The organism is Tenacibaculum halocynthiae (genome assembly GCF_964512825.1).
Classification (GTDB): domain Bacteria; phylum Bacteroidota; class Bacteroidia; order Flavobacteriales; family Flavobacteriaceae; genus Polaribacter; species Polaribacter halocynthiae.
The window spans coordinates 300,023-318,771 of the sequence record NZ_CAZELG010000012.1 but is presented as its reverse complement, the minus strand read 5'-3'; the positions used below and the strand labels follow the sequence as shown (position 1 = coordinate 318,771).

Genomic DNA, 18,749 nt, shown 5'->3' with positions numbered 1-18,749 from the left:
ATTCTAATAAAAAAGCCTCAACAATTTGTTGAAGCTTTTTTTGTACTCGAGGTGGGAATCGAACCCACACTCCCGAAAGAACTGGATTTTGAATCCAGCGCGTCTACCAATTCCGCCACTCGAGCATTTTAATAAATGGATTGCAAATCTATAAAATATTTTAGTTAATTCGTTAAAATACTTTTAAACTCTTAAAATAGTTATATTTTTGCCCCTCACAACAACACTAACAACAAATAAACTTCGGTAAATGCCTACAAATCAATTAACTCCTAAAATATTCGCTTGTTCTCAAAGTACAGAGCTAGCAGAAAAGATTGCTAAAAGTTTTGGAACTGAACTAGGAAATGTAAAAATATCACGTTTTAGTGATGGAGAGTTTCAACCTGCTTTTGAAGAATCAGTAAGAGGAAGACGTATTTTTATAGTAGGGTCTACTTTTCCTAATGCTGACAATTTAATGGAAATGTTATTAATGCTTGATGCTGCGAAGCGTGCATCTGCAAGACATATAACAGCCGTAATACCTTATTTTGGATGGGCTCGTCAGGATAGAAAAGACAAACCAAGAGTAGCAATAGGAGCAAAATTAGTAGCAAAACTTTTAGAAGAAGCTGGTGCTACAAGAATTATGACAATGGATTTACATGCCGATCAAATTCAAGGTTTCTTTGAAAAACCAGTTGATCATTTATATGCATCATCTATATTCTTACCTTATGTAAAAAGTTTAAAATTAGATAACTTAACTGTTGCATCTCCTGATATGGGTGGTTCAAAAAGAGCTTATGCATATTCTAAATACTTAGAAAGTGATGTTGTTATCTGTTATAAACAACGTAAAAAAGCCAATGTAATTTCTCATATGGAATTAATTGGTGATGTAAAAGGTAAAAACGTTATTCTTGTTGACGATATGATTGACACGGGAGGAACTCTTGCAAAAGCCGCAGATTTAATGATGGAACGAGGAGCTATAAGTGTTCGTGCTCTTTGTACACACCCTATACTTTCTGGTGAAGCTTACGAAAGAATACAAAACTCTAAATTAACAGAGTTAATTGTTTCAGATACAATTCCTTTAAAAAAGAATGTATCTAAAATAAAAAGTGTATCTTGCGCCACTTTATTCGCAGATGTAATGCATAAAGTGCAAGATAATACATCAATAAGCGATGAATTTTTAATGTAAATTTTAATTAAATAAACAAGTAATGAAATCAATTACAATCAATGGATCTCAAAGAGAAAGCGTAGGTAAAGTAGCAACTAAAGCCTTACGTAATGCTGGAAAGGTTCCTTGCGTATTATACGGAGGAGACAAACCTGTACACTTTTCAGCAGAAGAATTATCTTTCAAAAGTTTAGTGTTTACTCCAAATGTATATACTGCAACGATTGAATTAGGTGGAACATCTTATAACGCAGTTTTACAAGATATTCAGTTTCATCCTGTAACAGATAAAATTATACACGTAGATTTTTATCAACTTTTCGATGATAAAGCTGTAACTATGGAAATTCCTGTACGTTTAGTAGGTACTTCTAAAGGTGTTATGGTAGGTGGTGCTTTACGTCATAACTTACGTAAATTAAGAGTAAAAGCTATACCAGCTAACTTACCTGATTTTATTGAAGCTGATATTACTGAATTAGAAATTGGTAATAAATTATATGTTACTGAATTAAAGAATGAAAAATATACATTCTTACATCCAGAAAACACTGTGGTAGCTCAAGTACGTATGTCTCGTAATGCATCTAAAGCTGCTTCTGAAGAAGAAGCAACAGAAGAATAAGCTTCTACTATTTAAAAATATAGAAAAGCGTTACCATTGTGTAACGCTTTTTTTATGTTTGCACTATGAATATCATCTCTTTCTTTAAAACTATTTTTAATTCAAAAAAGAAAAGCACCATGAAAAAATTTTTAATTGTTGGTTTAGGTAATATTGGTGAAAAATACCATGATACTCGTCATAATATAGGATTCAAAATTGTTGATGCCTTTGTAAAAGAGCATCAAGAGAGCTTTGAAACTGATAAATTAGGTGATATAGCCAAATTAAAAATTAAAGGTAAAACTGTTATTGTTTTAAAGCCTAGTACCTATATGAACTTAAGTGGAAAAGCTGTTGTTTATTGGATGAAAAAAGAAAATATTAAAGTTGAAAATTTACTGGTTATTACAGATGATTTAAATATTGATTTTGGTAAACTTCGTATTAAAGGAAAAGGTAGCTCTGGAGGTCATAATGGTTTAAAAGATATTCAAGATAAGTTTAATACCGGAGCATATCCTCGTTTTCGTTTTGGAGTAGGTGCCGACTATGGAAAAGGTCGCCAAGTTGATTTTGTATTAGGAAACTGGAGTAAAGAAGAAGAAAGCGCAATGATAGAGCGTATACCTACCTCAGTTAACGCAGTAACTTCTTTTATAAATGCAGGATTAGCTAATACTATGAATGAATTTAATGGTAAATAAATACCTTTATTTATAAATTCCTAAAATTTTATTAAAGGTGTTAAGTTCACATTTATAAAATTTACAAAGCTTTTCAAATATAGTTCTAGTCATAATTAATTTATTTTGATTACTAATAATAAGTAGCAAAATATATTAATATGTTACAAATTAAATAATTAATTATCACTAGCGTGCCATTCTGCAAAACTAGTATCTGTTTCTTGTAGCTTTAAAGAATGTAATTTTATATTCCCAGGAAGACGCTTTTTAATTTTACTAGCGAAATCAATAATCATCATTTCACTTGTAGGTTGATAATCAACTAAAATTACATGATGTCCTCTATCTTGTAATTCTTTAGCTAACTCTACGTGCGGTGTGTTTTTATTAAATACCGTTGCATGGTCAAATACATCAACAATATCTTCTTTTACAATTTTTTTTAAATCACCAAAGTCAATTACCATTCCGTATTTAACATTTGAAGTATCACTAATAGGTTCACCTATAACAGTTACAGAAAGTTTATAACTATGACCATGAACGTTTTTACACTTACCATCATAACCATATAATGCATGTCCTGTTTCGAAACTAAATTGCTTTGTAATTCTAATATTAGCCACTACCTTTTAAATTTTTTATTACTTCTGTATTTATTAAAAAAGTATACGATAGCCACTAAAAATGCTAATACGGCAAATAAATAATCTCCACCCATAATTTCAAAATGTTTTTACGCGTCAAAAATACAACTTTGAATTTAATTTACTTGAATTTTCAATGTTTGTTCCTTTAGCTCAATAATTAACTTGTCCTTAATTAACAAACATTGAAAATAATAGTATATTTAACTTTGGCATATGAAAAATCAAACCCAATTAAATCGCTATGTTAAATTAATAGAGTTTCTTGAAAAGAAATTCAAGTCTACTATTAAAGCAGAAGATATAGAAGAGGTTTCATTTTATTCTTATCGGAACATCAACCGTATATTTTTGGCTTTGCAACATGAAACTATTGGTCAATTTATTAAAAGACGTCGATTAGAAAAAGCTGCAGAATATTTAAAGTTCTCAACTATTGAAATTTCTGATATTGCCCTGGAAATAGGGTATGGAGATATAGCTGCCTTTAGTAAATCTTTTAAAAAGCATTTCGGATGTAATCCTACTCAATTTAGAAAGTCGTTTTCTTTACAGCAAAAAATAACAAATGAAATTTTAAAGAATAAGAGTCAACATGAGAATACTCAAGAGCTAAATTTTGAAGTCGAAACACTTCCTACAATTAAAATAGTCTACATACAATATAAAGGGTCGTATGAAAACATTAAAGAAATTGAAAAAACATGGAAACAGCTTTTAAAATATGCTTATAAAAAAAAGTTGTTGTCAGAAAAAACAATTGTTCTTGGTGAAGTCCTAGACGATAATGAACTTTCTTCTTCAATTCATTGTAGATATAATGCTTGTATAGTTTTAAATGATAATCAATCTCTTAATTCTGAAGGTCTATTTATAGTAAAAGAAATTCCATCTCAAAAATATGCTAAATTTATTCATAAAGGTAGTCATGAAAGTTGTTTTGAAACCTATAATGATATTTATGCTCGTTGGATGATTGACGTTGGTTTAGAGTTTGATGACAAGCCTATACTAGAATTTTACCCAAATGACGATGATGTTACTCCTAAAAAAGATCTAATTACAGAAATATACATTCCTATTCTGTAAATGTCCTAATTGAACAAACAAACCTTTCATTCATAACTTAATTTTGTATTATAATTATGAATAATATGAAAGGTTACAAATTTAACAGCTATTGGTATTTAGGGTTTTTTGGTCTTATTGGGTTCTATTATATACCTTTTATAATACTATTTTTTCAAGGTAATAACTCAGCATGGGTACTTACAAACCTATTGTGGTTTTTATGGTTTTCATATTTTATTCCTGAAAATAAAAACAATTAAAAATGAGTTTTTCTAAAATAATATCCTTGTTTCAAGAATCTAATATCATGCTATATGTAGGTTACTTTTTCTTATTTAATACAAGTTTAATAATCATTGAATTATTTATTGATTTTTTAATTAAAAAGGAAAGACGTTGGAAAGATTCATTTGCTAACATTTCTATTTTTTTCTTAAATCAACTAATTGAAAAAACAATTATAGGTTCTATTGGTGTAATATGTTTAATGCCATTTCATTGGATAACACCTTTATCAATATCTATGAATACTTATACATGGATATTAGCCTTTTTAGTCGCTGATTTTACCTATTATTGGATGCACCGATTAGAACACGAACATAGAATTTTATGGGCTAGTCATAGTGTACATCATTCTTCAGAAGATTATAACCTTACTATTTCAATGCGTTTAAGTATTGTTGAAGGTTTATTTGAATGGGTTTTCTTAATTCCAATGATTTTAATCGGTTTTTCTCCTTTTCAAGCAATTATTGGATTAGTATTAGTTGCCCAATTTCAAACATGGATTCATACCGAATATATTGGTAAATTAGGCTGGTTAGATGAAGTATTTAATACTCCTTCTGTTCATCGTGTACATCATGGATCTAACAACAAATATTTAGATAAAAACTATGGTGGTTTTTTAATTATTTGGGATAAGATATTTGGTACATTTCAAAGAGAAGAAGAAAAGGTTATTTATGGATTAACAAAAAACATTAAAACTAATAACCCTATTAAAATAAACTTTATTGAATATAAAAATATATGGACCGATGTTAAAAAGTGTAAAACATTAAGCCATAAACTGAGAATTATTTTTGGAAACTTAGTATGGAAACCAGATTATTTTTATAAAAAAAAGAGCTAATTTCTTAGCTCTTAAATTTTTTTAATGCTTTTTTAGTAAAATCAGAAAGCACTAGTTTACCTGAGGTTTCAGCCCTCTCAATTAAAAGACTATCCCAGTTTTCTGTACCAATCCACAATGCTTTTTTCATTTCATCTAAAGCTTCTGGGTTATAAGAGGCTAATTTTTCAGTAAACACCTCAAGTTCTTTGTCTAACTCTTCAATATTTTCAAAAACACGTGCATATAAACCTTTCTCTTTTGCCCAATATGCATTTTTCCAACTACTAGCATCTAAAGTTAATTCGGCCAATCCACTTACTCCAACTTTACGTTTTACTGCGGGTGCTATTACAAACGGACCAATACCTATAGTAAATTCTGATAATTTTATAGCTGCATGTTCAGTCGCTAAAACATAATCACAAGCAGCAGCTAAACCTACTCCTCCACCTACAGTTTTTCCTTGTACACGGCCAACAATTAATTTAGAACATGATCGCATTGCGTTAATAACGTTAGCAAAACCTGAAAAGAATTTTTTCCCATCTACAAGATTATCAATTGCTACTAACTCATCAAAAGAAGCCCCTGCACAAAAAGCTCTTTCTCCTTCCGATTTTAACACTACTACAGCTACCTCATCATTACTTGATAATTCATCTAATTTATTAGCTAGTCGCTCTAATAATTCACTAGGAAAAGAATTACTTGCTGGATGTCCAAACTCAATTGTTGCAATCTTATTTTCTACGCTAGTATATAAACTTCCGTTTGCTCTATTAGTGGTCATAAAAATTTCGTTTATGTATAATTAATGCATGAAAATATGCAACTTTATTTTTCAAATTTAATACTTTATTTTTAGTATTCCCTTTCTTACAATTCTTAATTTCTAACTACTTTTTTATAAACTATTAAGCATGTTTTTTACTCTTAATAAGTAAACTATTCTATTTTCATTTATACCTATAATACTTCCACTCATTTAAAAATACATAGTACTTATGGCATTCTTTCAAAATTTAGATAGTTACTTAACTAAATTTAAACTGTTTAAGAACACTAGAATTATTTATTAATATAAATAAAAAAGTACAAAACATACCTACACTAAATATTATGGACAAACCTAATACAACAATCGTAACTCCTAAAATTTCTTCACCTATCATTTTAAATTCAACTCTAGTAAAATGGTTGGCAATAAAAGATGACTTACCAGAAAAGCCGTCGGCAATAGAAATAAAAGAAAAAGGAATTCAATATACCTCAGTAAGTTATAAACCTACAAATTGGATTGATGCAATTATACCAGGAACTACCTTAAACACACTAGTTCATAATTCGGAATGGATTAAACAAAACATTCCTTCAAAAATATTAAGCGAACAGCCTGGTAGCACTACTTTTTTTAATCCGTATTTTGATACTAACTTATTACATATTCCAGATGTAAATAACAAGGGAATTACATTTTATACATATTGGTACTATACAGAAATAAAATTACCTGAAATTAATGATGCCTCACATTTTTGGTTAAAATTTAGAGGAATAAATTATACTGCAGATATATTTATCAATGGGAAACAACTAAATAAAGAACAGTTAAAAGGTATGTTTTTTAGAAATGATTTTGATATTTCTACATTTCCAAGTGAAGATGGTGTTACTAGAATAGCTGTTCGTATAGTACCACCTAACCCTGTTGGAATACCAACTTTATCAAATAATGGTGGTATTCAAGGGGTCCCAAATATTGGAGAGAATGTTACTATGCGTTACCCTATTGGTTGGGATTGGATGGCTACAATTCCTGATAGAAGTACAGGTTTGTGGGACCAGGTTTCAATAGAAACTACCAAATCATTGGTATTAAAAAACCCGCATATAACAACAACTGTTCTCGAAAATGGTATCTTAACAAACAATGCGAAAGTTAATATCTCTGTTGAAGTATACAATTCTACAAATAAAATACAAATAGGAACTCTCAAGTATGTTTTAAATGAAAAAATAGAAAAGTTATCTATTAAAATACCTCCATCAACTGAAGCTAAAAAAGTTACTTTTCCAGAAATAATAATTTCGAATCCGAAATTATGGTGGCCTCATGGTTGTGATCCTTCAGGAACCGACAAACTTCCTGAACTGTATGATTTAGATATATACATCTACTTAGGAGAGAATATAAGTTCTGAAACCTTGTCTGATCAAAAAAAGGTCCGTGTCGGAATCAGAGAGTTTTCTATAAAGAATGATTTTAAAGTAGACGCCCCAACAAGTCCTTCAAAAAGAAAAAGTCGAAAGTTTTTTGTAAATGGAAATCCAATTTTTATTAGAGGAGGAAATTGGATGGGAACAGATGCATTGTTTCGAATGGGAGCAGACCGTTATCGTAATGAAGTTAGAATGCACAAAGAAATGAATATAAATTTGATTCGTGTTTGGGGAGGTGGAATTGCAGAGCGACCTGAATTTTATGAAGCTTGTGATGAATTTGGGATTTTAGTAATGCAAGAATTTTGGTTTTCTAGTGAATTTATTTATAACAATAGTAACCTTCCAGAAACCTACAAAAAAACATTTACAAAATGCGCGGTAGACACTATAAAAATGTTACGAAATCATGCTAGCTTATTATTTTGGTGTGCAGCAAATGAATCTATACCACCACAAGAATTGTTAGTTGAGCTGAAAACTTATATTGGTGCTAAAGGATCTTTGGACACTCAAAGAATTCTTATTGAAAATTCTAAAGCGATCTCAGGACAAGTTGAAAATGATGGTCCTTATGGTATATATAACCCCGATAGATATTTCAAATGGCTACCAGATGGATTTACTGGGTCATTCAATCCTGAAATTGGTTCATTAGGAGTACCACCAGTAGAAAGTATGCGTTTGGTACTAGATGAAAATTCATTAGGTGATAAAACTATTCCTAAAAGAAATGCAAAAACATCAGATGTTTTACCTAGTTGGCAGCATTTAAAATACAGTCAATATTTTATTAATTCACCATCTGGTACACCTTTAAATGATCAAATCTATACTTATGGAACTCCAAAAAATATTGAAGATTTTTGTGAACGTGCTCAATTAGCAAGTTATTTTCATTACAAAGAATTGTGGGAAGGGTATTTGACATATATGTGGCAACGATATACAGGACTTATAATATGGAAATCTCAAGGGCCATGGACAGGTTTACGTGCAAAACTATACGATTGGTTTTTAGAATCAACAGGTGGTTATTGGGGTGTAAAAAATGCTTGTGAAGCTATACATGTACAATTAAACTTAATCAATTACCCAAATTCTTCTACTTTTGACATTAACATTGTAAACCATACTGTAAATAAAATTCAAAGTAACTCTATAGAATGGAACGTTTATAGTTGTTCTGAAATGATAGGAACTGGAAATATTTCTATGGAATCACAATTAAACAAAGGTATTGTTGCTGGGTCATCAACTGGTTTAGTATATTCTTTAGATCTTAAAACTGTTCTTTCTAAGCTAAAAACAGATGAAAAAGTATATTTCCTTAAATTAAAAATGACTACAAATAAAGGGATAACTTCAGAGAATTTTTATTGGTTGAGTACAAATGGTCAATTTGATGAATTAGAGACCTATAAAAACTCAATAATTACTTGTACAGCAAATGGTATTATAGCTAAAAAAGGAAGTTATAAAATTCAATTAACTGCCAATAATAATGGAGCTTTGGTTTCTTTTTGGAACCGATTGCAAGTAAGAAAACCAGTAAAAAAAGGTATGGATATAGAAAGAGTTTTACCAGTTTTTTATGATAAAAACTATTTTTCCATGCTAGGGAAATCAGAAGAAAATATTGAAATTGAGTTTGAAGAATCTACTTTAACTAACAGTCAAAAACCTGAGTTGTGGCTAAAAGGGTGGAACCAAACATGGCAACAAATAAAAGTTATTTGGGAATAACTGTTATCCAAAAAACATATTATGACCGTTAAAAAATATTTTTAACGGTCATAAACATAATTCTAAATCAACTATTTTTTATTCTTAAATTCTATTTATAAGAGCTTAATTTTCTTTTCTTGATAACAAGAAAAACTTTTTTCTAAACACAAAAATTAATGGAATACTACGTGCTATAATCCATCCATAAAATGCTATCCAAATAGCATATAGCTTATAGTTCATAGCATCAAAAATTAACAATACTGGTATAAAAACTAATAATGTAGAAAGTAATAGTATATTTCGTAAATACTTAGTTTCTCCTAAGCCTTTAAACATACCATCATAAATAAAAGCAACTGCACAAATAGGTTGCATTGCTAAAATAATCCAAAAAGTATTATAAAATTGTTTTAAAACAACTATTTCTTGTGTAAATATTCTTCCTATAAAATGATAAAAAACAAAACCTATTAACGCTAATCCCCCTCCAAAAATTAGACCATAAATAATTAATTTTCTTCCTAATAAAATTAATGTTTTGTATGCTTTAGCTCCTACTAATTTTCCAGATAAAATATTCCCAGCACTCGAGTATCCATCGATCATAAAAGCTCCCATTAACCAAATATTGAGACCAATAGTATACGCTGCTATATATTCTTTTCCATAATCTGTAGCATAAGAAGTAGCAAAATACAATGCTACATTTAAAGCTATTGTACGTACAAATAAGTTTGCTACCATAACTATAAATCGACGGATTTCTTTATTAAAAGGTAGCGTGAATTTTAATGAAATACTTGTTTTTTTTAACAATAAGTATATAGCCATTAATGCCATTGTTATTTGAGCAAAAACACTTGCATAAGCTGCTCCTTCAATATTCATGGCAGGTATATAATTTTCTATACCGTACACTAATACAATATCTAAAACAACATTAACAATAGTACCAACTATAGCAATAAGCATAGGGTAATACGTATTTTGTAATCCCCTAAAAATGCCAAATATGGCAATAACTAATAATGTAAAAGGAAAACCAAAAACTCTAATTTTATAATAGGTTGTTGAATATTCTAAAATAGTTCCTGAGGCATTGTAAAATTGAAATATTTCCTTGGTAAAAGGATAGCTTATTGCCAAAATAAGAAAACTAATACTTACCACTAATACAATTGCTTGTGCTGGTAACTCTTTAACTTCATTTAGTTTGTTAGCACCAAGATATTGGGAAATTATTGATGATATGCCACTTCGTGTTTGACCAAAAACCCAAATTAACATAGATAAAAATGCCCCAACAATTCCTATTGCTGCAATACTTTCAGTAGCATTTTGTTGAATATTACCAACAATAGCTAAATCAGTTGTAGACAATAACGGTTCAGCAACTCCAGCAATTAATGCAGGTATTGCTAATTTATTTATTCGTTTAAATGTAATTTCTTGATTCATGATATAATAATCAAAAGTAGGAATATTCATTCTTCATTTTGTAGTTTTGATTATACTTATTTTTGATAAATGAATAGTATTTTATGATAGACTTGATAGAATGCATCTCTGAAATTATTTTAGATATTCAAGAGTTTTTCTTTAGAAAAAAAAGAAAAAAGCAACGTGCGTATGAAAAAGAGAATAGTTTTCCTAAGAAAAGAATGATTTCACCCTATGAAAGAGTCTTTATAATAGTAGGAGTTATGATTGTTTTTATAACTTTTTTTATGTTAATACCTTCATCAAAAGGAACCTCAATAACTACTCAAAAAATAAAGGAACTTAAAGAGTTATTAGATAATGAAAAATCTATTCTAGGTACCTATCCTGAAAAACTAGAAATGGTTATTAGAAACAATCCTTTAAGGGCTAACTTAACAAAAGACTATTGGAATAATAACTTTCAATATGAATTTATAAATAGAAATAAATATGTATTAAGTTCTTCTGGTAAAGATGGTGTTTTTGGAACTGAAGATGATATTAAATAGCTACTTTTTCTTTATTAACATTCGTTTAATTTCATTTAACTTCATTAATGCTTCAATAGGAGTTAATGTATCAATATTTGTAGTTACTATTTCTTCACGTAAATCTTCTAATAAAGGATCGTCTAACTGAAAAAAGCTTAATTGCATTTCTTCATTGTTAATATCTTTCAAAGTATCTTTTACCTCTTTATGTGCATGATTTTCTTCTAACTGTTTTAGAATTTTATTTGCTCTTCGAATAACTGTTCCAGGCATTCCTGCTAGTTTTGCTACATGAATTCCAAAACTATGGTTACTACCTCCAGATACTAATTTTCTTAAAAAAATAATGCTATCTTTTAATTCTTTTACAGATACATTAAAGTTTTTAATTCTATCAAAAGTTGTAGTCATTTCATTAAGTTCGTGGTAGTGCGTAGCAAATAATGTTTTTGCTTTAGAGGGGTGTTCATGCAAATATTCAGCAATTGCCCAAGCAATTGAAATACCATCATAGGTAGAAGTTCCTCTACCAATTTCATCTAACAATACTAAACTTCTTTCAGAAATATTATTCAAAATAGAAGCTGTTTCATTCATTTCTACCATAAAAGTAGATTCTCCCATTGATATATTATCACTAGCACCTACTCTAGTAAATATTTTATCGACCAAACCTATACGTGCATTTTGGGCAGGTACATAACTTCCCATTTGAGCAAGTAAAACAATCAAAGCAGTTTGACGTAATATAGCTGATTTACCAGACATGTTTGGTCCTGTAATCATAATTACCTGTTGTTGATTTCTATTTAATACAACATCATTAGCAATATATTCTTCTCCTATTGGAAGTTGCTTTTCAATAACTGGGTGCCTTCCATTTTTAATTTCAATATCTGTACTTTTATCAACAATAGGACGAACATAATTATTATCAATTGCAAGTGTTGCAAATGATAACAAACAATCAATTTGAGCTATTAATTGTGCATTATGTTGCACTGGTTGAACAAAACCAATGATATAATTAACAAGTTTTCCAAAAATTTCTGTTTCTAATGATTGTATTTTTTCTTCAGCTCCTAATATTTTAGCTTCATACTCTTTAAGTTCTTCAGTAATATAACGTTCAGCATTTACTAACGTTTGTTTACGAATCCACTCTTCTGGAACTTTATCCTTATGTGTATTTCTAACTTCAATATAATAGCCAAAAACATTATTAAAAGCTATTTTTAAACTCGTAATTCCAGTTCGTTCCGTTTCACGTGCAAGCATTTCATCTAAATACTCTTTACCCGAATTTGATATGTTACGTAACTCGTCTAATTCTTCAGAAACTCCATTGGCTATAGCGTTTCCTTTATTAATATTTACTGGAGCTTCTTCAAAAACAGTTATTGATATTTTATCAATAAGCTCTTTACAATCATTTAACTGTTTTCCTATTAATTTTACCGATCCGTTTTTACTATTTTCAGCAGCTGTTTTTATAGGAATTATTGCTTTTAAAGAGTTTTTAAGTAAAATAACCTCTCTTGGTGATACTTTTCCTGTAGCTACTTTAGATATTAAACGCTCTATATCTGAAATTTGTTTTAACTGGTAAGTAACAGTCTCTAAAAACTCATCTGTATCAATTAAAAACTTTACTAATTCATGACGTTGATTAATAGCATCTAATTCTTTTAAAGGAAGAGCTAACCAACGCTTTAATAGCCTTCCTCCCATAGGAGAAATCGTTTTATCAATAATATTTAATAACGAAACAGAGTTTACTGAGTTACCACCGTGTAATTCTAAATTTCTAATAGTAAATCGATCCATCCAAACATAATTATCTTCTGCAATTCTGCTTATAGATTGAATATGTTCTAATTTATTATGTTGTGTTTCTGAAAGATAATACATAGCTGCTCCTCCAGCTACAATACCATATTCCAATTCATCAACACCAAAACCTTTCAAATTATTTACTTTAAAATGATTAGTTAACGTTTCAAAACCATAATCTTTTTGAAACACCCAATCTTCTATATAAAAAGTATGAAATCTATTTGTAAATAATTCTAAAAAACGTTGTTTATACTGTTTTTGAACAAGTACTTCACTTGGTTCAAAATTTTGCAATAGTTTGTCAACATATTCTTCATTTCCTTGCGCTATTAAAAACTCACCAGTAGAAACATCTAAAAAAGAAACTCCTATTAGTTTTTTTCCAAAATGAACAGATGCTAAAAAATTATTCGATTTTGATTGTAAAATATCATCATTTAAAGCAACACCAGGAGTTACTAATTCAGTAACACCTCGTTTTACAATCTTTTTTGTCATTTTTGGATCTTCTAACTGATCACAAATAGCAACACGTAAACCTGATTTTACTAATTTAGGTAAGTATGTATTTAATGAATGATGAGGAAAACCAGCCAAGGCTGTTTCACTTTCGCTTCCGGCTCCTCTTTTAGTTAATATAATGCCTAAAACTTCAGATGCTTTTACCGCATCTTCACCAAAGGTTTCATAAAAATCTCCCACTCTAAATAACAACATTGCATCTGGATATTTAGATTTAATTCCATTATACTGTTGCATTAATGGTGTTACCTTTTTTGCCTTTGCTTTTGCCAAGTTTATGGATTTTTTCAGTTAGTTTTGCGAAGATAAAAAAAAGTGACTAGTTGTTGGTTTTTAGTAGTCTGTTTTATACTAAAAACCTAGAATTTTTAATTAATATGAACAGCAATGAGAAAACTTAAAAACAACGAATTAGGTAGAATTAGTGTTGAAGAGTTTAAACAAACTTCAAAAACACCAATTCTAGTAGTTTTAGATAATATTAGAAGCTTAAACAATGTAGGCTCAGTTTTTAGAACTTCTGATGCTTTTTTAATTGAAAAAATTTATTTGTGTGGTATTACAGCTACACCTCCTAACAAAGAAATTCACAAAACCGCTTTAGGTGCTACTGAATCGGTAGCTTGGGAACATATAGAAGACACCATAGAGTTAGTTAAGCGTTTAAAAAATGAAAACATAAAGGTTTTAAGTATTGAACAAGCAGAAAATAGTACAATGTTAGATACTTTTACTCCTGAAGACAACCAAAAATATGCTGTTGTATTTGGAAATGAAGTTAAAGGAGTACAACAAGAAGTAGTTTCTATTTCTGATACCTGTATTGAAATACCTCAACTAGGAACCAAACACTCTTTAAATATATCTGTTAGTTGCGGTGTAGTTTTATGGGATTTATTTACTAAGACTAGAAAAAAGTAATTTTAACTTTCATCTTTTTCATGCTCTTCTAAATCTTTTGTTAGGTCTAACTTACGAAGTGTTGGATTTAGAATACCTGTAGACACTACGGTAATTAATGTCATTGTTCCTCCAAAAACAACTGCAGTTACAGTCCCCATTAATTTAGCCGTTAAACCACTTTCTAAAGCTCCTAATTCATTTGATGATCCAACAAACATAGAATTTACTGAAGATACTCTTCCTCTCATATGATCAGGTGTTTTTAACTGTAAAATGGTTTGTCTAATAACCATAGATATTCCGTCAGTAACTCCACTAAAAAATAAAGCTACTAGAGAAATATAAAATGACGTTGATAATCCGAAAACAATAATACAAAGTCCGAAACCAAATATTGCACTTAATAACTTCATACCAGCATTTTTACTAATGGGTATATAAGCAGTAATTAACATGGTTAAGAACGCTCCTATTGCTGGAGCTGCTCGTAAAGCGCCAAAACCTTTAGCACCTACTTCTAAAATATCTTGTGCAAATATTGGTAATAAAGCAATTGCTCCACCAAAAAGAACAGAAATCATATCTAACGTAATTGCACCTAAAATAGCTTTTGTTTTAAAAACAAAAGAAATTCCTTCTCCTAAACTTTTTCTTATAGGTTCTCCCTTTTTAGGATTCATAATAGGTTTTCTTTTAATAAAAAACACCATAAAAAAAGAAAATAACACCAATCCGAATACAATACATAATGAAAGGTTTACACCTAAAAGGTGAATAGAGTACCCTGCAAAAGCTGGTCCTAAAACACTTGCTATTTGCCATGTTGTACTACTCCAAGTAGCTGCATTAGGGTATAATTTTTTAGGAACTATTAAAGCTATTAATGAAAAAATAGTTGGTCCAAAAAATGAACGTAAAAAACCACCAAAAAAAACTAATGCGTATATAGAATATAAAACGGTGTTAGAACTCCATCCTTCTACAAAATTAGGGTCTGTTAAAAAGTATAACCCTAAACTAATTAAAGAAAACAAGCCTATACACAATGCTAATAAATTTCGCTTCTCTTTTTGATCAACAATATGTCCAGCAAACAAAGCCATAGAAAAAGCTGGTAAAAACTCAAAAGCACCTATTAAACCTAAGCTCCAAGGATCTTTAGTTAATGAATAAACCTGCCATTCTATAATAATAAATTGCATGGACCATGCAAAAACTAATGCAAATCGTACTAAAAGAAAAATATTAAACTCTTTAATTCTTAACGAAGCATAGGGGTCTTTCTTTGACATTCTTTCTATTCTAATTCAATTTTAAGTCCATTAAAATGGCAAAAGTTTCATTAACATCTTCTTCTTTAACTACAACGGTCATTTCGTGGGTAGTTGATATTACCTCTTGCACAGCTATATTAGCCCAAGCAAATTGCTTTAATATAAAATAATAAACACCTGATTGTTCTAAATTTTCTTTTGGAAGTTTAATTGTTATTGAAGCTAAATCATTAACACTGTTAATTAATATTTCGCTTTTAAAGATATCTTCAACAAAAGGTTGTAAATTTTTACTAGTAACAATATTAGTTTCAAAAATTCCTTGAGAAACGGTTAAAAAGTAATCATTACTATCAGCAGATTTACTTAAAATCTTTGCTATTTCTTTTAGTAAAGAAGTAGTATTTTTAAAAGTAAAATCACACAAATCAGAACGAACTATAACATCTCCTAAATCTAATGCTAGTTTTTTAATATTTTTTCTAATACGTAATTCGTTTACTGGAGATAACCTATTAATAGCCATCATTACAGCACCTACTTTTATTTCTTTTTTAAGTAACTTAGAAACATCAGGTAATATTTCTCTAGCTAGTGATGATACGTTAATTAACTTTTCATTTAAAGCCTCTTCTATAAAGGGAGTTTTTCTGATAGTAATTTCAACAGCTTCTTGAATTGTTTTCATTTTTGTTAAATTTTAAACTAAAAGTAATAAAAATTATTTAAAGTGTAAAAATATACTTTTTATCTTAAAGTAAGATTTTTTATAAAAAAATTTGTAAATCAGATTTTTAGCCTAAATTTGTCGCTATTGTATTTCTATACAAAACCACACACAACTCAATTATAGAAGCGATTGATGAGACTTCTTATTTATAAGAAGAGGTTATTTGTACAAATGCAAACAACTAATCTAATCTATTTGTTAACTTTTTAAACTCATCTTTCGCTTCTTTCTTGTCATATAAAACATTATAAACTGCATCAATTATAGGTGTTTTAGCCCCATTATCTTTCTTAATGTTATATGCACTTTTAGCTGCATAATATCCTTCAGCAACCATACTCATTTCTAACATTGCTGATTTAACAGTATATCCTTTACCTATCATATTTCCAAACATTCTATTTCTACTAAATACAGAATATCCTGTAACTAATAAATCTCCTAAGTAAGCAGAGTTATTAATATTACGTTTCATTTTATGTACTTTCTTAATAAAACGTTTCATTTCACGTATAGCATTGCTCATTAATACTGATTGGAAATTATCTCCATATCCTAATCCGTGAGCTATTCCAGCTGCAATAGCATAAATATTTTTAAGCATTGCCGCATATTCGGTACCAATAATATCATCTGAAATTTTAATTTTTATGTAACGTCCTGCAATAAAATTGCTTAAATCTTTAGCTTTCTCTTGGTCTTGACAAGCTAATGTTAAGTATGATAAACGCTCCATAGCAACTTCTTCTGCATGGCAAGGCCCAGTTATAACTCCTATATTTTCAAACGGAATAGCATGTTTTTCATGAAAATGTTCACCAACTATAAGGCCAGATTCGGGAACGATTCCTTTAATGGCAGAAAAAATAACTTTATTTTCTAAAGATGTTGTTAGTTTATCTAATTCTGTTTTTAAAAAAGCTGAAGGAATAGCAAAAATTAAAATATCATAATTATCAACTATAACGTTCATATCATCTGATAAATCTAATTGTTCTGGATGTAACTCTGCTGAACTTAAATAACTAGGGTTATGCTTATTACGTTTAATATGTTCAATTGCATATACACTTCGCATATACCAACCTATGGTTTCTAAATTTTCAGAAAGCATTTTTATAATAGCTGTTGCCCAACTTCCGCCTCCTAAAACGGCTATCCTTTTAGTGTCTTTCATAAAGTAGTTTGTTTAATAATGCGAAATTAATAAATATAGAAACTACTATCTAAAACTTAAGGTTATTATATTTGAACTTGAAAAAATAAAAGCAGATGAACGTACAAATTATTAACAAATCAAAACACCAAATTCCAGCATATGAAACAGAAGGTTCTGCAGGGATGGACCTACGTGCTAATATTGAAGAAGCAATAACATTAAAGCCTTTAGAAAGAGTAATCGTAAAAACTGGTTTATTTATTGCTTTACCTGTTGGTTTTGAAGCTCAAGTTAGACCAAGAAGTGGATTGGCTGCAAAAAAAGGAATTACTGTTTTAAATGCTCCTGGAACTGTTGATGCAGATTATAGAGGAGAAATTGGAGTTATTTTAGTAAATCTTTCTAATGAAAATTTTGTTATAAATGATGGTGAACGTATTGCTCAATTGGTAATAGCAAAACATGAACGTATTAACTGGCAAGAAGTAACTGTTCTTGACGAAACTGAACGTGGTGCTGGTGGTTTTGGAAGCACTGGTGTTTAAATTAATTTATACACCTGACTCATTTTTCTAACCTCATCATGTAATAAGTCAAAATCTAAAAAACAATGTGAATGATATTGGTATCCCTTTTTTTTGTAGAACTCAAAAGCTTGCGGTTGCTCATCCATAGCATCTAACCATATTAATTCATATTGTTTTTTTATTGCTTCTTCTTCTAACCAATTTAATAAACTTTTACCAACTCCTTTTCCTTGTGTTTTTGAATGTAGATAAACCCTATGAAGTTTTACAGACTTCTTATTTTCTAAACCTTCTAATTCACTATTCCAAATAATTCTAAAATTACCTATAATTTCTCCTTTGTAAATTACAAAATAATAATCTGTGTTTTCTTGTAATAGTTCTTTTAAAATGTTCTTTTCAGAATATTGACTCTGCACATACCATTCTCCCCCATCTTTCCAAAAATGACTATAAGCTGCTGGGTAAATTTCCTTCATTAAATTAAAAAGAGATTCAGAATCTGAATTCAAAATCTCTTTTAATTGTATGTCTTCTGATATATGAATCATTCGTTTTTTAATACGAAT

General features: G+C 29.4%; 17 protein-coding genes and 1 tRNA gene. 9 read left to right on the top strand and 9 right to left on the bottom strand.

What is annotated here, in order from left to right:
• Nucleotides 1-43: 43 nt before the first annotated feature.
• Nucleotides 44-125 (bottom strand) — tRNA-Leu (locus ACKTTQ_RS04750).
• A gap of 125 nt (nucleotides 126-250) precedes the next feature.
• Between ACKTTQ_RS04750 and ACKTTQ_RS04745 the strand changes: the two genes are divergently transcribed.
• The 3 genes from ACKTTQ_RS04745 (at nucleotide 251) to pth (ending at nucleotide 2,485) form a co-directional block, all read left to right on the top strand.
• Nucleotides 251-1,192, top strand: a complete 942-nt coding sequence (locus ACKTTQ_RS04745) for a ribose-phosphate pyrophosphokinase (RefSeq protein ID WP_093869500.1) — start codon at nucleotides 251-253, stop codon at nucleotides 1,190-1,192.
• A gap of 22 nt (nucleotides 1,193-1,214) precedes the next feature.
• The gene (locus tag ACKTTQ_RS04740; protein ID WP_093869501.1) at nucleotides 1,215-1,799 is read left to right on the top strand and encodes a 50S ribosomal protein L25/general stress protein Ctc; all 585 of its coding nucleotides are present in this window, start codon (nucleotides 1,215-1,217) and stop codon (nucleotides 1,797-1,799) included.
• Between the two features lie 119 nt (nucleotides 1,800-1,918).
• The gene (pth, locus tag ACKTTQ_RS04735; RefSeq protein ID WP_093871961.1) at nucleotides 1,919-2,485 is read left to right on the top strand and encodes an aminoacyl-tRNA hydrolase; all 567 of its coding nucleotides are present in this window, start codon (nucleotides 1,919-1,921) and stop codon (nucleotides 2,483-2,485) included.
• A gap of 158 nt (nucleotides 2,486-2,643) precedes the next feature.
• On the opposite strand, the gene ACKTTQ_RS04730 is transcribed toward pth, so the two are convergent.
• Nucleotides 2,644-3,093 (bottom strand): 6-pyruvoyl trahydropterin synthase family protein, encoded by a 450-nt coding sequence (locus tag ACKTTQ_RS04730; protein WP_093869502.1) that lies wholly within the window; start codon nucleotides 3,091-3,093, stop codon nucleotides 2,644-2,646.
• A 237-nt stretch (nucleotides 3,094-3,330) separates the two neighbouring features.
• Between ACKTTQ_RS04730 and ACKTTQ_RS04725 the strand changes: the two genes are divergently transcribed.
• Nucleotides 3,331-4,203, top strand: coding sequence for an AraC family transcriptional regulator (locus tag ACKTTQ_RS04725; RefSeq protein WP_113786286.1), 873 nt, complete (start codon nucleotides 3,331-3,333; stop codon nucleotides 4,201-4,203).
• A gap of 244 nt (nucleotides 4,204-4,447) precedes the next feature.
• The gene (locus tag ACKTTQ_RS04720; protein ID WP_299132755.1) at nucleotides 4,448-5,323 is read left to right on the top strand and encodes a sterol desaturase family protein; all 876 of its coding nucleotides are present in this window, start codon (nucleotides 4,448-4,450) and stop codon (nucleotides 5,321-5,323) included.
• A gap of 4 nt (nucleotides 5,324-5,327) precedes the next feature.
• On the opposite strand, the gene ACKTTQ_RS04715 is transcribed toward ACKTTQ_RS04720, so the two are convergent.
• Complete coding sequence (locus ACKTTQ_RS04715) at nucleotides 5,328-6,095, bottom strand: enoyl-CoA hydratase/isomerase family protein (RefSeq protein WP_408048534.1); 768 nt, start codon at nucleotides 6,093-6,095, stop codon at nucleotides 5,328-5,330.
• A gap of 329 nt (nucleotides 6,096-6,424) precedes the next feature.
• On the opposite strand from ACKTTQ_RS04715, the gene ACKTTQ_RS04710 reads away from it, so the two are divergent.
• Nucleotides 6,425-9,271 (top strand): glycoside hydrolase family 2 protein, encoded by a 2,847-nt coding sequence (locus ACKTTQ_RS04710; RefSeq protein WP_408048533.1) that lies wholly within the window; start codon nucleotides 6,425-6,427, stop codon nucleotides 9,269-9,271.
• A 105-nt stretch (nucleotides 9,272-9,376) separates the two neighbouring features.
• Here the strand turns inward: ACKTTQ_RS04710 and ACKTTQ_RS04705 are convergent, their stop codons facing one another.
• On the bottom strand, nucleotides 9,377-10,714 hold the full coding sequence (locus tag ACKTTQ_RS04705; protein WP_299133466.1) for an MATE family efflux transporter: 1,338 nt from the start codon (nucleotides 10,712-10,714) through the stop codon (nucleotides 9,377-9,379).
• Between the two features lie 83 nt (nucleotides 10,715-10,797).
• Here ACKTTQ_RS04705 and ACKTTQ_RS04700 point away from each other — a divergent pair, with 83 nt between their 5' ends.
• Nucleotides 10,798-11,247 (top strand): type II secretion system protein GspG, encoded by a 450-nt coding sequence (locus ACKTTQ_RS04700; protein ID WP_299132765.1) that lies wholly within the window; start codon nucleotides 10,798-10,800, stop codon nucleotides 11,245-11,247.
• Here the strand turns inward: ACKTTQ_RS04700 and mutS are convergent, their stop codons facing one another.
• A complete protein-coding gene (gene mutS / locus ACKTTQ_RS04695; RefSeq protein WP_299132768.1) occupies nucleotides 11,248-13,860 on the bottom strand; it encodes a DNA mismatch repair protein MutS in 2,613 nt (870 codons plus the stop codon).
• A 114-nt stretch (nucleotides 13,861-13,974) separates the two neighbouring features.
• Between mutS and ACKTTQ_RS04690 the strand changes: the two genes are divergently transcribed.
• Complete coding sequence (locus ACKTTQ_RS04690) at nucleotides 13,975-14,508, top strand: RNA methyltransferase (protein WP_299132771.1); 534 nt, start codon at nucleotides 13,975-13,977, stop codon at nucleotides 14,506-14,508.
• 2 nt (nucleotides 14,509-14,510) lie between these two features.
• On the opposite strand, the gene ACKTTQ_RS04685 is transcribed toward ACKTTQ_RS04690, so the two are convergent.
• The 3 genes from ACKTTQ_RS04685 to ACKTTQ_RS04675 all read right to left on the bottom strand — a co-directional run bounded on the left by ACKTTQ_RS04685 (nucleotide 14,511) and on the right by ACKTTQ_RS04675 (nucleotide 17,671).
• Entirely contained in the window at nucleotides 14,511-15,782 is a 1,272-nt protein-coding gene (locus ACKTTQ_RS04685) for an MFS transporter (RefSeq protein WP_113786280.1), read from the bottom strand.
• A 10-nt stretch (nucleotides 15,783-15,792) separates the two neighbouring features.
• The gene (locus ACKTTQ_RS04680) at nucleotides 15,793-16,452 is read right to left on the bottom strand and encodes a hypothetical protein (protein ID WP_093869512.1); all 660 of its coding nucleotides are present in this window, start codon (nucleotides 16,450-16,452) and stop codon (nucleotides 15,793-15,795) included.
• 223 nt (nucleotides 16,453-16,675) lie between these two features.
• Nucleotides 16,676-17,671, bottom strand: coding sequence for an NAD(P)H-dependent glycerol-3-phosphate dehydrogenase (locus ACKTTQ_RS04675; RefSeq protein WP_093869513.1), 996 nt, complete (start codon nucleotides 17,669-17,671; stop codon nucleotides 16,676-16,678).
• A gap of 95 nt (nucleotides 17,672-17,766) precedes the next feature.
• Between ACKTTQ_RS04675 and dut the strand changes: the two genes are divergently transcribed.
• A complete protein-coding gene (dut, locus tag ACKTTQ_RS04670; RefSeq protein ID WP_299132778.1) occupies nucleotides 17,767-18,198 on the top strand; it encodes a dUTP diphosphatase in 432 nt (143 codons plus the stop codon).
• Here dut and ACKTTQ_RS04665 read toward each other — a convergent pair.
• A complete protein-coding gene (locus ACKTTQ_RS04665) occupies nucleotides 18,195-18,731 on the bottom strand; it encodes a GNAT family N-acetyltransferase (RefSeq protein WP_093869515.1) in 537 nt (178 codons plus the stop codon). The genes dut and ACKTTQ_RS04665 overlap by 4 nt on opposite strands.
• Nucleotides 18,732-18,749: the final 18 nt, after the last annotated feature.

Bases quoted from the DNA above. Each gene is read 5' to 3' on its own strand.
- pth (WP_093871961.1), top strand. From the start codon at position 1,919: ATGAAAAAATTTTTAATTGTTGGTTTAGGTAATATTGGTGAAAAATAC.
- ACKTTQ_RS04675 (WP_093869513.1), bottom strand. From the start codon at position 17,671: ATGAAAGACACTAAAAGGATAGCCGTTTTAGGAGGCGGAAGTTGGGCA.
- dut (WP_299132778.1), top strand. From the start codon at position 17,767: ATGAACGTACAAATTATTAACAAATCAAAACACCAAATTCCAGCATAT.
- ACKTTQ_RS04710 (WP_408048533.1), top strand. From the start codon at position 6,425: ATGGACAAACCTAATACAACAATCGTAACTCCTAAAATTTCTTCACCT.
- ACKTTQ_RS04680 (WP_093869512.1), bottom strand. From the start codon at position 16,452: ATGAAAACAATTCAAGAAGCTGTTGAAATTACTATCAGAAAAACTCCC.
- ACKTTQ_RS04690 (WP_299132771.1), top strand. From the start codon at position 13,975: ATGAGAAAACTTAAAAACAACGAATTAGGTAGAATTAGTGTTGAAGAG.
- ACKTTQ_RS04700 (WP_299132765.1), top strand. From the start codon at position 10,798: ATGATAGACTTGATAGAATGCATCTCTGAAATTATTTTAGATATTCAA.
- ACKTTQ_RS04740 (WP_093869501.1), top strand. From the start codon at position 1,215: ATGAAATCAATTACAATCAATGGATCTCAAAGAGAAAGCGTAGGTAAA.
- ACKTTQ_RS04705 (WP_299133466.1), bottom strand. From the start codon at position 10,714: ATGAATCAAGAAATTACATTTAAACGAATAAATAAATTAGCAATACCT.
- ACKTTQ_RS04745 (WP_093869500.1), top strand. From the start codon at position 251: ATGCCTACAAATCAATTAACTCCTAAAATATTCGCTTGTTCTCAAAGT.
- ACKTTQ_RS04720 (WP_299132755.1), top strand. From the start codon at position 4,448: ATGAGTTTTTCTAAAATAATATCCTTGTTTCAAGAATCTAATATCATG.
- ACKTTQ_RS04665 (WP_093869515.1), bottom strand. From the start codon at position 18,731: ATGATTCATATATCAGAAGACATACAATTAAAAGAGATTTTGAATTCA.
- ACKTTQ_RS04715 (WP_408048534.1), bottom strand. From the start codon at position 6,095: ATGACCACTAATAGAGCAAACGGAAGTTTATATACTAGCGTAGAAAAT.
- ACKTTQ_RS04725 (WP_113786286.1), top strand. From the start codon at position 3,331: ATGAAAAATCAAACCCAATTAAATCGCTATGTTAAATTAATAGAGTTT.
- ACKTTQ_RS04685 (WP_113786280.1), bottom strand. From the start codon at position 15,782: ATGTCAAAGAAAGACCCCTATGCTTCGTTAAGAATTAAAGAGTTTAAT.